Genomic DNA, 13,976 nt, shown 5'->3' with positions numbered 1-13,976 from the left:
TGTGCGTTAGAATGATGAATCTGATGGAATAACATGTGTTGCCTATCAAAATCATTCAGGGGCACGAGGAATTTCAATACGTTGAGCTTAGGTTTTCGACAAACCTCTGCTTATAATTCCTTAATCTTAATATTTCTAAACCAAACGTCGTCGCCATGATCTTGTAAACCGATATAGCCTTCGTTGGCTACATCTGCCCAATTTTCATTTAGGCTCGGGAATTTACTTCCAGCAACCAATTCGTTCCATTCCGGCGTCCACAAATGGTATTCCACAACATTGACACCATTTTGCTTATGGACAACAGTTCCATTATAGACGGTAATCTCCACTTGATTCCATTGGCCTACAGGTTTGGCATTTTGCGGTTTTGCCGGAATCAAATCGTAGAGTGATCCTGCTTGTCTGTTGCCGTCTTTACCTAATTTAGCATCCGGGTGCTTGTCATTATCCAATACTTGCATCTCAGGTGCCGTTTTCCAGATATAATCCAAGTCTTCCTGGCCAAGATAAAAAATACCGGAATTTCCGCCTTCAGAGATTTTCCATTCCAAACTCAAAGTGAAATTTTTAAACTTTTTATCATAGATAATGTCGCCACCATCTTTATGCCCAGCTTCACCTCGACCTGATCCTATACAATGAATGGTTCCGTCAACAATTTTCCAAGCCTCAGGAAAGTGATCCTTTTTATAACCTCGCCAACCTTCTGAAGACGTGCCATCAAAAAGAACGATCCAATCATTTTCATTATCTTCATTTACATCCATAGTTTCTGTTTCTGTTTCGGTAGTTTCCTTGGTTTTTTCTTTACAACTCGATAAGAAAGGCATGAGCACTAAGCTAAAAATGACAATCACACTTAATTTTTTCATTGGTTTACTATTTTAGATTTATATGTTATTTATTAAAATTCTATATATTACGAAGGCATGTCCGGTAAAGTCCAACCCTCCCTATAGGTGTGTTTTATAAGCTCTTGAGAGTATGCAATGGCATTCATAGGCTCTGTCCAATCTTTGTTAAAAGTTGGATGACCATCATGGATTTTAAAGCCGTCCTTGATCACGGTTCTAATTTCTTCGTTGGCGCCAATGTTCGTAAACTTCATATTTGCACCATCCCATTCCAAAACCTTATTTAAGGCCTGAAGTCTTACGGCAAGGACGCCCATAACGACCATTTCATTAAAAGGGCCTGCCACCGCAAAATCAGAAATTGTAGGTTTTCTACTTTCTGGATTTTCTTTACAGGCACGCACCCAATCCATTTCATGTGCACCGCTTTTCCACGATAAACCGAGTTCTTCTTCAACCCTTCTCTCTGTTTTAGGCGCAGCTATTGATTTGCCTGACATCAATTCAGGTTCAATACCGTAACACCCCACATGAAGAATGTCCTTAGTACCGTAGAAGAAAGTCCCGCCACCCGATTTGTTCGGATTTTTTCCTGCAGGCCAGTTATCTGGTAACATCGGTTGGATACCACCGTCATACCAATGTACATCTACTTCGTCTAATTTGATTTTACCTTTTCTTCCTCTTGAAGGAAAGCTTAGTTTTACTGCCTGAGAAACCGGAGCGGAGTCGTTTAATAATAACGACGAACTTGCTTGTACTTTATTGGGATATCCTAATTGAAGACCTTCAAATACAGGATGCAAAACATGGCAAGCCATATCGCCCAAGGCACCAGTTCCATAATCCCACCACCCACGCCAATTCCATGGATGATACACTTCACTGAAGGGTCTCATCTTAGCCGGGCCCGTAAACAAATCCCAGTCTAATGTGTCCGGAACCCAATCGCCTCTTTCAGGTGTATTTAATCCCTGTGGCCAGATTGGACGATCCGTAAAAGATTCCACTCTTTTCACATCGCCAATGGCACCGCTCCAGAGAATTTCGCAAGTTTTGGCAACACCTTCCCCAGAAGCACCTTGGTTCCCCATTTGTGTGGCCACTTTATGTTTTTCTGCCAGTTTTGTCAATAACCGCGACTCATAAACTGAGTGGGTTAAAGGTTTTTGAAGAAAGACGTGCTTGCCCATAGTCATGGCATGTGCAGCAATAATGGCATGGGTATGATCAGCCGTTGCAATAACAACTGCATCTATATCTTTGCCCATTTCGTCAAACATTTTACGCCAATCCCAATATTTTTTTGCATTTGGGAATGTGGTCGCCGCACCTGCAGCGTATTTCCAATCCACATCACAAAGTGCGACGATATTCTGCGACGATAGATTTTTTAGGTTAGCAAGACCCATCCCACCAACGCCAATTCCGGCAATATTCAATTTGTCACTCGGTGCAACATGGCCCAAACCACTTACTGCATAAGAAGGTATGATGGAAAAAGCCGCCGTAGCTGCCATGGACATGCCTACAAACTTTCGTCTGGAAATTGTATGGTCTTTATTAGATTTGCTCATAATTTATACGAATTTAGATAAGTTAAAATATGTTTATTCGGAGAGTTCCTTTCCTATTTTTATCAAGAGGTCTCTTGTCAATTCGATTCCTTCTTCTTCACTGACATTGCTTCCTTCAAATTCTACCCCCACATAACCGGTATACCCAGCGTCCTTAACAATCTTCAAAAAGCGAGGATAATCAAGTGTCGTTTCATTCCCTTCCTTGTCAAAATCATAAGACTTGGCACTAACCCCTTTGGCATAAGGCATCATCTCTTCGGTACCTTTATATTTATCGTACTCTTCAATACATTTTCCTCTCCAATTTTCACCACTATCACGTTTCACGCAAAAATTGCCGAAGTCAGGCAAGGTCCCACAATTTTCCATGTCTATATTCTTTATGACACGCGTTAAAAGTTCGGCATTGGAAGAAAATCCGCCATGGTTTTCGACAATCACATTGATTCCTTTAGATTGGCCATACTCTGCCAATTGTCTTAAACCTATTGTGGCATTTGAAATCCAGTCGTCCTCATTTTTAGAGCCGAAAAGATTGACCCGAATAGAATGACAGCCCAAGAAATCGGCAGCATCCACCCATTTTTTATGATTTTCAACCGCTTGATTTCTTTCTTGTTCATCAGATGCAGCCAAATCACCTTCACCGTCAATCATAATCAAAACATTTTCAATATCATATTCTACACTTTTCGCTTTTAAAGTATCAAGAAGCGCTTCCATCCCCATGGATTCTATCTTTTTAGTATAAAGCCCTGACACATATTCTATTCCTTCAAATCCCATTTCTTTGGCCTTTTCAGCAAAGTCCACAGGATCCAATTGATCACTTCCAATGGCTCTATGCAGGGACCACTGCGCTAACGACAATTTAAAAAACGGCTCCTTGACTTCAGTTGACACCTGCTCTTTTTCAGACTTTGACGCACTCTCTTTGCATCCTAAGAACATAGTCGTTAAAGTAAAAAGTAGAAATAAAGGAATAATGGTATTTTTGGTCATAATAATATTGGTTTGATCGTTTAGTATTAATTCTTTCAAAAATAAAGAAAGATGAATTTACTAAAGTTTCATTAGAATTTAACTAATTTGACCAAGTTTAGCCTTTATTAATATTCAACCCCGAATAAATTGTGGTTATTTTTCATATTTTAGTAGGCTATTAAGAGTTATGAAAATTAAAAATAGAAGATGATAAAAGATCATTATGACGCTATTGTCATTGGGACAGGAATAAGCGGTGGTTGGGCAGCCAAGGAATTATGTGAAAATGGCTTAAAAACTTTAGTCCTTGAGAGAGGGCGAATGGTGAAACACGGCGATTATCCCACCATGCATGATGATCCTTGGGATTTGGAACTACGTGGAGCCACCACCGCTGAGGAGAAAAAAAGACAGGAAAAACAAGCCAGAACCGGCTATACTACCGCTGCAGAAAGTAAACATTGGTTTGTTGATGATATCAAACATCCTTATAACGAAATCAAGCGTTTTGATTGGATGCGTGGTTATCATGTTGGCGGTCGTTCACTGACATGGGGACGTCAGAGTTACCGTTTAAGCGATCTGGACTTTACGGCCAATATAAAAGATGGTCACGGTGTGGATTGGCCCATACGCTATAAAGATATTGCACCGTGGTATGACTATGTAGAAAGACATGTTGGCATTAGTGGTGAAGCTTTAGGATTGCCGCATTTGCCGGATAGTATTTTTTCACCACCTATGGAATTAACTTGTGTTGAAGAAGAATTTAAATCGAAAATTGCCAGTAATTACGAGGACCGATTGTTAACGATCGGCAGAGTTGCTCATCTCACAGGTAATCACAATCATAAAGGCAGGAGCAATTGCCAATATAGAAATAGATGCATCAGAGGCTGTCCTTATGGTGCTTATTTCAGCAGTAACGCATCCACATTGCCTGCTGCCGAAGAAACCGGGAATATGACTTTAAGACCAAATTCCATTGTCCATGAAATTATTTATGACGACCAACTAAAGAAAGCAACTGGTGTTAAGGTTATCGATGCCGAAACCAAAGAAACTTATGTCTTTAACGCCGATATCATCTTCTGCTGTGCGTCGGCAATAGCTTCAGCGTCCATATTGATGCAATCCAAATCAGAGCGGTTTCCAAATGGATTGGGCAACGATTCGGGAGAGTTAGGTCATAATATCATGGATCATCATTTAGGGGCTGGTGCCAACGCCAGAGTAGAGGGCTTTGAAGACCAATATTTTAAAGGACGACGACCAAACGGCGTCTATATTCCGAGATTTAGAAACTTAGGTGATGAAGCCACAGAACGAAAAGACTTTCTGAGAGGTTATGGATATCAAGGTGGTGGTGGACGAAACGGCATGTCAGAGCACGTTGCGGAAATAGGCTATGGTGAAAAATTCAAAGAAGCCATTTTAAAACCTGGAGAGTGGACCATGGGCATTATGGGCTTTGGTGAGTGTTTACCGTATCATGACAATAAAATGACTTTGGATTATGACAAGTTGGACGATTGGGGCTTACCAACAGTCACCTTTGATGCCGAGTGGAAAGAAAATGAATTGGCCATGCGTGAGGATATTAAACAACAAGCTGCTGAAATGTTGGAAAAAGCAGGTTTTAAGGATGTCAAGACTTTTGATATGAGACATGCACCGGGCATTGGCATCCATGAAATGGGAACTGCACGTATGGGAAGAGATCCAAAAACTTCTGTGCTTAATGCCAATAATCAAGTACACGGCGTTCCTAATGTATATGTTACGGATGGGGCCTGTATGACCTCATCGGGATGTCAAAATCCATCCTTGACCTATATGGCACTAACGGCAAGAGCTGCACATCATGCCGTGGAACAGTTCAAATCAAATAAAGCGTAATTATGAATAGAAGAGACGCACTTAAAGGAATGGGCTTGTCATTGGGCTATATTATTGCAACGCCTACCATCCTGAGCATGCTTCAAAGTTGTAGTACGAAAGCGGAAAAGTGGGTACCTCTATTCCACTCCGATATACAGGCTTTAGTTTTAGAGGGGCTAGTCGATTTGATTTTACCAAAAACAAAAGACACTCCTGGCGCATTGGATGTCAATGTTCCTAAATTTATTGATCTTTATGTGGCTGAAGCATTAACCGACGAAGACAAAGAAACCTATAAGTTGGGTTTTGAGGCTGTTATGGACGAGTTGGGCATACCAAATGTAGAACCAGACCCCGAACAACCTATCAAGTTAAAAACGGAAGACCTTGACGCCATCCTTTCAAAATACTTACGGATTTCAAAAGCGCAAAGATTAGCGTATATCACAGAAGAACATTTAGTTTTCATGACTCTCTTGACCATACGCGATCAAACGGTTTGGGCCTATAAAACAAGTAAGGAGATTGGCAAGAATGTATTGGCCTATGATCCCGTACCCGGTGAGCAAAAAGGATGTATTTCTGTAGAAGAAGCAACTGGAGGCAAAGCTTGGTCACTATAAATATTGACCCTGTTTTATCGAAAAAACTTCCATAAAGATAAAATTCAATAAAAAACACTTTAAACATATCAGGATGCACAAAATAATCAACCCAATGTCAATAGCTCTAATTGCTTTACTCATCGTAGGCTGCAAATCAAAACCAGAATCTGAAAGCAAGGAGGTAGAGGTTGAAGAAGAAATGACTGAAAATTGGATCTCTTTATTTAACGGAAAAGATTTAGACGGATGGTCTCCAAAAATCAAAGGTTACGACTTTGGCGACAATGTACACAACACTTTTCGTGTAGAGGATGGTGTGATTAAAGTGTCCTATGATGGTTATGACGGTAAGTTCAATGATGCTTTTGGGCATCTTTTTTATAAAACGCCATTTTCCAATTATATATTGAGAATGCAATACCGATTTACCGGAGAACAAATTGAAGATGGCGCGGGTTGGGCGACCAGAAACAGTGGGGTAATGATTCATTGTGAAGATCCTAAACACATGGCCAAAGACCAAAATTTCCCATTGAGCATGGAAGTACAGATGTTAGGTGGTATTACCGAAGGTGTAAGCCGACCAACAGGAAATCTTTGCACCCCTGGTACCAATGTGGTCATGGATGGCGAGCTGATTACCGAACATTGTACCAATTCAAATTCTGACACTTATTATGGAGACCCATGGGTGAGTTTAGAAGTTGAAGTTCACAGCGATTCTTTAATCATCCATAAGGTAAATGGCAAAGAAGTGCTGAGATATTCGAAACCACAATACGGCGGTGCCGATATGGATGAATACAGTGCAGCGTACAAAGACAAAATAGGTGAAACCATAAAGGGAGGTTATATTTCTTTGCAAAGCGAAAGTCATCCAACCGAATTTAGAAATATTGAATTGTTGGAGTTGTAGAAAATTATAAACAAGAAATTGATAATTATTAGGGTTATATTGACGCTATATATTTAGAAACGTTCAAATGGTTATTCCAAATTTCATCTTTTTGAATCCTAAAGTCCCTTCATTTACAAGAAACACTTAAGAAAAGTAAATAAGACGAGTGGCAATAACCTTTTTTTATGCTGAGTTGGGCTTCCAATCCATTTTTTTTAAAGTCCTGCGATATATCCATCCAAGAAGTTAGCCCTACTACTAACCCAAGTTTTTAGTTCCACAACATCTTTCCCGAAGTCCAGACTTCCAACATTCCACTTTTCGAGATCTCTGGCTTGCGATTTTTTTATTAGTTCAGCATACTCATCAATATAGACTATGAGTTCATTAAGATGCATTGATTTAAAGTCAGTCCACTTTTCCATCAACAACTGTTTTGTAGACGGGTCGGTTAATAATCTTAGGAAAAAGATGGTTCCTATACTATCACTGTTGTTCCAGAACAATGGGGTATTTGGAGAAATAAAATGTTTTCTATCGCCATCAAAAGAAAAAGCCCAATCAAAATCCCAAATCGGACCCATGGTATATTTACCTCCTTTTTCTTTAAATAAAAAGGTGCTTTTTGGATGATTAATTTCAATGTTCGCAGTAAGCAAATAAACAATCAAGTAATCAACCAGTGCCTCTTGATCAAATAGATCAAGATAGCCAGAGTTGGGAAAACTATCGGAAAACACTCTATTTTCGAATTCTTCAAACTCAAACTTAATTTGATTAAACTCCTCCTCTGCATCTGCTGTATCATACTTTTTTAATTTTGGATATTTTATTTGTACGGGTAAATTGTAAGCAGCAGACTTAAATTTCCAATCCTCATCGAAATAAGTATCCATTTCCAATAACTGTCCATCCGTTTTAACATTTACTCTATTTTCATCCACTTCAATCTGTTCAGTAAGCATATAATTGCCCAGATACTCGCCATTAAGCGTTAATTCCACAGGAATCATATGATTTGCATATTTGACCTCAAGTAGTCTTCCAATTTTCATGGCCACTGCATTAAGCATTAATGTTTCATCGTAATGATTAGCCAAAAGCACCCAATTTTTAGCTTCCTTCAATCCAAGGATAGAAGCCTTTTTATTTAATTTTATACGATAAGGTTTTTTAGGTCGATGCCAAGTACTATTCCCTCTTCCCCTAATTTCGGTAGTGGCCTCAAAATCTTCATAAACCTCAACACCATCAATGGTCAGCCTAGCCGGTATATAAATGTCTTTGGATATTATCGGCCTTCCTCCTTCCGTATCAATATAAAACTGTGGAATATCCCTTTGCCACTCCACGACAATTACATAGTCCTGTGTAAAGCCGTTTTCATAAATCAAAGAGTAAGTTACTGGCTGAGAAAAATCATTCTTAGTAATCGAACTTATTTGTGTTGTGTTATTGACTTGAACGTCTGTGGCGTTGGTCTTAAATGAAGCGACAAGATTTTTATTGGTCCCCTTCATTTTAATATGAAGTGTATCTTCTGAAAACGACAGCTCATAATCTTTAAACAATCCTTCGTTCTCTTCCTTTTTAAAAGAAAAGGAGGTGAATTGCAGGTATTCTATAACAAGTCGATAAGCTACCACGCTTCCATTTTCAGCTACTATCTCATAATAGTGCTCTTGGCTAAAATCATTTTCAGTTAGTCCTGATAATTGTTCAACTCCATTAAGATAAACGCCCTCACCCAGAAAATCAAAGCTTGCCACAAGTCTGGTCAAATCTATATTTTGAGGAAGAAATACACGAATGACAGATCCATCAACCTCTCCCACAATATCTTCTTGTAAATAATCTGAATTGTTCGCACTCTCAAAAATGAAACTCAACAACTCTTTTTCGTGATTTTTAATATCATCCTTAACACAAGAAGTGAAAACAGAAAAAACTAAAAACAGACTAAAAATACTCTTACGCATCTCTTAAAATTAAAGTTAAAAAAATTTGACAAACCGCGAATCTAATACAAACTTTAGTAATTAAGAAACCTATTTTTCAGGATATCCAACTATAGGTCAAAAAGCGCAAGTAATCTTAGTTATTAGAGAATTTCTGAAAATAATTCCCTTCGAAAATAAAAGAATAGAATCATCCACAAACAGGTGCTCCCTTTACAACTTGAAAATGAATATGTCAAAAAAACACTCAGTAGAAAGGGAAAAACGGAAAAGAGAAAACATTAGATACAACCATGTTTAAGCCAGGTTCGGCTTATATTAGGTAAAAGGCCCTGATCTTACAATGCCTATTAGAATGAATCTCCCAAAGCTTCTTTTATGGAGACAGTAGTACCAAGTCAGTACCTATCAATAGTTATATTCTAGGCTTCAAATCCATTATTGAAATTGTAACAAGATCCACACTATCAGCTAATTGCAAAGTTTAGAAAAGACCTTCAATAGTTCCATTCTTATCAATGGTAATCTTCTCAGCCGCAGGCCTTGTTGGTAATCCGGGCATACGCAACATATTTCCCGCAATTGGAATAACAAATCCGGCTCCTGTGGCAATTTCAAACTCCCTTACATGAATATCAAAGTGCATAGGACGTCCTAATCGCTTCTGATCATCACTAAAGCTTTTTTCCGTTTTAGCCATACAGACAGGTAAATTTCCAAATCCCATGGCCTCAAATCTACGTAATTGCGATTTTGCCATATCACTTAAAACAACCTTCTTGCCACCGTAAACAGTTTGACAAATCTTTTCCATTTTGGCGTGTATACTGTCATCAAGATTGTAGGTAGGTTGAAATTGATCAGTACAAGAATTCGCGGCTTTAATTACCTTTTCTGCCAAATCTAAACATCCTTTACCACCTTTCTCCCAACCATAACTCAAGGCCACCGGAACTCCCAATTTTTCACAATGTTCCTTTACTATTTGCATCTCCGCTTCTGTATCCGATTTAAAAGCGTTTATGGAAACAACGATAGGAATCCCAAAACCTTTCAGACTGGCGATATGCCCATCCAAATTGGGAAGCCCTTTCACGAGCGCTTCTACATCTTCTTGTGTAATTTCTTTTAAGGACTTTCCACCGTGGTATTTTAAGGCCCTAATGGTAGCCACCAAAACAATGGTTTTGGGAGAAATACCAGCGGCGCGACACTTAATATTCATAAATTTTTCCGCGCCTAAATCAGATCCAAATCCCGCTTCGGTGATGGTATAATCACTTAAGGACATCCCCATCTTTGTCGCGACAATCGAATTGGTGCCTTGAGCAATATTGGCAAACGGTCCGCCGTGAATAATTGCCGGAGACCCTTCTAATGTTTGGACCAAATTAGGTTTTATGGCATCTTTTAACAGCACCGCCATAGCACCTTCTGCATTCAAGTCTTTAGCGAAAACAGGCTTGCCCTCCCAAGTGTCTCCCACATAAATATTTCCACATCTTTCTTTAAGATCTTCCAAGTCTGTTGCTAAACAGAGAATGGCCATAATCTCAGATGCTGCAGTAATATTAAAGCCTGTTTCTCTTGGAACACCGCCTGCTTTTCCGCCAAGTGCCACCACAATAGTTCTCAACCCGCGGTCATTCATATCCATACACCGCTTCCAGGTTACAGTTCTATGATCAATTCCCAAGCTTCTCGATTTGCTTTGAATGTTATTTTCTATTAGAGCAGAAAGAAGATTGTTTGCCTTTTCAATAGCGTGAAAATCTCCCGTAAAATGCAGGTTGATATCTACCATAGGAATAACCTGGCTCCAACCCCCACCAGCAGCACCTCCTTTGATACCAAATACAGGACCCAAACTCGGCTCTCGAATCACCGCAACAGCTTTCTTTTTTAAAATATTGAGCGCATCAACCAATCCTATGGAAGTGGTGGTTTTACCTTCACCAGGAGGTGTAGGCGTAATTGCAGTTACTAAAATAAGATGGTTGGATTTCACCTTGTCTTCATCAATTAAATCCAAAGGAATTTTGGCTTTGTCGTTTCCGTAGTATTCCAATTTCTCTTCAGCAATATCCATTTTTGCTGCTATTTCTCTGATATGTTTAGGGGTAACGCTTTGTGCAATCTGTATTTCTGTCATAAGAATAATGTTAATTTTAGAAGTGGGATAAAGGTAAAGTTTCACTAAAGAAAATAATATGACTATTGTCATCTCAACTCTAAGACTGAAGTTTACACTTGTTTAATTAGGAGAAAATCGAGTCAGTTTATTGTGTTTGGAAATAAGATGGTACCGTTGTCAGCTTAAGCTCAGTATTACAATTGGTGTTTCTACATAAAAAACCAAATGAGGCACTTGTGTATCAAAATGACCTCTAGAGAATTAGAAAAGAATGGCACAAATCAGCATATAAACAGCCTCCAAAAGCTCAACATTCCTGAAGTCAAAAAATAGTATAAAGCGTAGTCACAATAATCCCTTTACCCTCATTTAGAGGAACAGACACTAATTGTTTTTCATCTTTAATCTTAAAATTAAACGGTGGAGCCAATAGATCTAAGCCACTAGCCTTTTTCAGTCTAATTCCCTGTCCTGAAATAATATCTTTATTGGGGACAAAGTCTGCTTCCGGTAAATGCTCGGTTAAAATGACATATTTAAAATCGGCCAATTTTTCGACTATTCGTTGTATTTCTACATTAGATAAATGCTGGAGTACTTGTCTTAATATAGCGCAATCTCCAGAAGGCAAATCATCCACTGCAATATTCAAACAATGGAATTCTAAATTTTCTTCTTTAAATTTTTCTTTGTTATACGCAATAATATCTGCTACGATATCTATCGCCACATACTTTTTAGTGAACTTCACCAATTCCTTGCCCACATTAAAGTCGCCACAGCCCAAATCACATACGACAAGAGGATTTTCAAAAGACGTCAGAAATGACACCAAAACATCTATATACGGTATTATTATTTCTGGATGATGCGACCCAATTCCTGAATAGAATTCAGAATTGCCACTGCCCCATAGCTTCATGGCATAAATTTGTTCCATCGCTTCTTTAGTAGGCCAGGGTTTCTTTGACATTTTTGTTCCGTTTTCTTTCTTCTTAATGAGTACTTTTTTTAAGCATAATTCCACAATTCAAAGATGCAAAGAACGAAGGGTTCTTCCTAAATCGATTATCTACACTTTATGCTTAATCTCAAAATCTCACGACTTTTTGACTTGATCCTTGTTCCGTTATTCTGTACCCATGGCCATAAAAAAAGCCTCTCAATTTCTTGAAAGGCTTGTCTTTGTTAGTAGCGGGAACAGGACTCGAACCTGTGACCTTTGGGTTATGAGCCCAACGAGCTACCTACTGCTCTATCCCGCGATATAAATTAAAATGATTCTCTTAGCTTTTAACTCTCGGTTCATAATACCGACTGCCTCATTTTAGGACTGCAAATATAATAGCTTTTTTCTGATTATAAAAACTTTATTTCATAAAAAACTCCCAACAAATAAATGTTGGGAGTCTGTCATATTGTGATGCTAATGCTAATCCTCTGTGTCTAAAGTAGCAAGGACCCCACCAGGCTTTGTATTTTGATAATCAAACGCAATTAAATTAGGAAACTGTTTTTCCAATTGCGCCAATTCTCCTTTAAAACTATTGTTTCCTATAAGAAGAACCTTAAGCTTGCTCAATTTTACCATTTGTGAAGGTAAATCGCCATAAAAAGCGTTGTTCGACAACACCAATTCTTCAAGATTGGATAACTCACCAATCGATTCTGGAATAGTACCCAATAGTTGGTTGTCAAAAACACTTAATGATTTCAAATTTTTGAGCTGGGACAAATTGGAAGGCAGTTTTCCTGTCAAGGTATTACTGCTGATTACAAGTGTTTGTAAGTTTGTAAGATTTTCCACAGATTGCGGAATGGATCCACTTAAGTTATTATTGTATAATTCTAAGGTCTTCAATTTTGATAAGTTTCCGATCTTGTTTGGAATCTGCCCTGACAATTCGTTCATGAACAGTTGCAGAGATTCCAACGATGACAGCGTTGTCACCTCTTCTGGGATAGTACCATGAAGTTTATTAAAAGCTAAGTTGATTTCCTTCAGAGCTGTTAATTTCCCGATACTTGCCGGGATAGGACCCGAAATTGAATTTCTGAATAGGCTTAAGTGCTCAAGGTGAATTAAATCACCAATTTCCATCGGCAATACACCCACTAAATTATTGAAATCCAAATTAAGTGAAACTACCTTATTGTCGACAATGTTCACCCCGTGCCATGTATCCACAGGAGAATCAATATCCCAAGGGTTGAGCCAAGCCTCACCATTGGTAGAGTTGCAAAGTTCTATAAGGGCATTTTTTTCTTGAGTAGAAATTTGACCAAAAGAGAAAATGGTCATTAAGAATAACGATATTGTAAGTTTGAAAGCTTTCATAAAAATAAATTTGGTTGGGACATGTACATAACGAATGTATAATAATATCGATGAATAACCAATTATTTTCGATGAACTGCATAACTTCAAATTACAGAAAATCACAATCTATTGATAATGAGTCAATTTAATTTATAGGGAATTTCTAAAAATTGAGCATAAAAAGAAGAGAATAGAAACAACTATATATAGAGAATTGCTTATCAATTATTTCTTTTTAGGCGCAGGTGGATATCCTGACAACACCTTTTCAACAATGGCTCTAAATTGAGATTCCTTCACTTCTGGTCTAGCATTTGGCTGATAAGAACTTTCACTAATGGCCTGCCAAAACAGTCCTGATCTATCTTCATCTACAAATTCAAATACAATCTCCCTAGTTATCTTTGCTTGCCCAACGGGAATACCTATGGAAATTCCGCCGCCAACGTTGCCGCCACTACCACCAACGCCAACGCCCATATTACTGCGTTGCGCTTCTTGATAGCTGCTGCTATTTATATTAATTAGAAAATCGGGAGAATCTGATAAACTCAAGCCTTTCGCCTGCAAGCCCGCATCTAAGGCATCCAAAAGCCTTTTCGAATCCAATTCGCTCATCCCCATATTCATATCGCCATAATAGTTATAGGATTTATAGAGATTGAAATCTGTGGCTCTTTCATAATCATAATTAACGCGCACAGCAGCACAAGACACAACAATAAGGGAAAGCCCAAGTAGGATGAGTGATTTTTTCAT

11 protein-coding genes and 1 tRNA gene are annotated in these 13,976 nt (G+C 38.5%); 3 read left to right on the top strand and 9 right to left on the bottom strand.

The annotated features are described in order from the left end of the window. Positions 1 to 110: 110 nt before the first annotated feature. The 3 genes from G6N06_RS16335 to G6N06_RS16325 are packed head-to-tail and all read right to left on the bottom strand — an operon-like array spanning position 111 to position 3,439. Positions 111 to 875 carry a 3-keto-disaccharide hydrolase gene (locus G6N06_RS16335; protein WP_163517851.1) on the bottom strand — a complete coding sequence of 255 codons (765 nt, stop codon included), beginning with the start codon at positions 873 to 875 and terminating at the stop codon, positions 111 to 113. Between the two features lie 47 nt (positions 876 to 922). Beyond that, the gene (locus G6N06_RS16330; protein WP_163517850.1) at positions 923 to 2,434 is read right to left on the bottom strand and encodes a glycoside 3-dehydrogenase; all 1,512 of its coding nucleotides are present in this window, start codon (positions 2,432 to 2,434) and stop codon (positions 923 to 925) included. A 33-nt stretch (positions 2,435 to 2,467) separates the two neighbouring features. After that, positions 2,468 to 3,439 carry a sugar phosphate isomerase/epimerase family protein gene (locus G6N06_RS16325; RefSeq protein ID WP_163517849.1) on the bottom strand — a complete coding sequence of 324 codons (972 nt, stop codon included), beginning with the start codon at positions 3,437 to 3,439 and terminating at the stop codon, positions 2,468 to 2,470. A 189-nt stretch (positions 3,440 to 3,628) separates the two neighbouring features. Between G6N06_RS16325 and G6N06_RS16320 the strand changes: the two genes are divergently transcribed. From G6N06_RS16320 to G6N06_RS16310, 3 genes are all read left to right on the top strand, one after another. Further along, positions 3,629 to 5,320 carry a GMC oxidoreductase gene (locus tag G6N06_RS16320; protein ID WP_163517848.1) on the top strand — a complete coding sequence of 564 codons (1,692 nt, stop codon included), beginning with the start codon at positions 3,629 to 3,631 and terminating at the stop codon, positions 5,318 to 5,320. A 2-nt stretch (positions 5,321 to 5,322) separates the two neighbouring features. Next, on the top strand, positions 5,323 to 5,925 hold the full coding sequence (locus G6N06_RS16315; RefSeq protein ID WP_163517847.1) for a gluconate 2-dehydrogenase subunit 3 family protein: 603 nt from the start codon (positions 5,323 to 5,325) through the stop codon (positions 5,923 to 5,925). A 73-nt stretch (positions 5,926 to 5,998) separates the two neighbouring features. After that, positions 5,999 to 6,823: a 3-keto-disaccharide hydrolase gene (locus G6N06_RS16310; protein ID WP_205334786.1), complete on the top strand. Its 825-nt coding sequence runs from the start codon at positions 5,999 to 6,001 to the stop codon at positions 6,821 to 6,823. A gap of 197 nt (positions 6,824 to 7,020) precedes the next feature. Here the strand turns inward: G6N06_RS16310 and G6N06_RS16305 are convergent, their stop codons facing one another. The 6 genes from G6N06_RS16305 to G6N06_RS16280 form a co-directional block, all read right to left on the bottom strand. Next, entirely contained in the window at positions 7,021 to 8,784 is a 1,764-nt protein-coding gene (locus tag G6N06_RS16305; protein WP_163517846.1) for a CotH kinase family protein, read from the bottom strand. Between the two features lie 463 nt (positions 8,785 to 9,247). Further along, a complete protein-coding gene (locus G6N06_RS16300; protein WP_163517845.1) occupies positions 9,248 to 10,915 on the bottom strand; it encodes a formate--tetrahydrofolate ligase in 1,668 nt (555 codons plus the stop codon). Between the two features lie 304 nt (positions 10,916 to 11,219). Then, positions 11,220 to 11,870: a class I SAM-dependent methyltransferase gene (locus G6N06_RS16295; RefSeq protein WP_240338091.1), complete on the bottom strand. Its 651-nt coding sequence runs from the start codon at positions 11,868 to 11,870 to the stop codon at positions 11,220 to 11,222. 219 nt (positions 11,871 to 12,089) lie between these two features. Further along, positions 12,090 to 12,162 (bottom strand) — tRNA-Met (locus tag G6N06_RS16290). A gap of 167 nt (positions 12,163 to 12,329) precedes the next feature. Next, positions 12,330 to 13,235 (bottom strand): leucine-rich repeat domain-containing protein, encoded by a 906-nt coding sequence (locus G6N06_RS16285; protein ID WP_163517844.1) that lies wholly within the window; start codon positions 13,233 to 13,235, stop codon positions 12,330 to 12,332. A gap of 207 nt (positions 13,236 to 13,442) precedes the next feature. Continuing rightward, positions 13,443 to 13,976, bottom strand: a complete 534-nt coding sequence (locus tag G6N06_RS16280; protein ID WP_163517843.1) for a DUF4136 domain-containing protein — start codon at positions 13,974 to 13,976, stop codon at positions 13,443 to 13,445.

The sequence above is a fragment of the Gelidibacter japonicus genome (genome assembly GCF_010725055.1).
Lineage (GTDB): Bacteria > Bacteroidota > Bacteroidia > Flavobacteriales > Flavobacteriaceae > Gelidibacter > Gelidibacter japonicus.
Note: the sequence above shows the minus strand (reverse complement) of the source record. Positions and strands in the feature narration are given on the sequence as shown.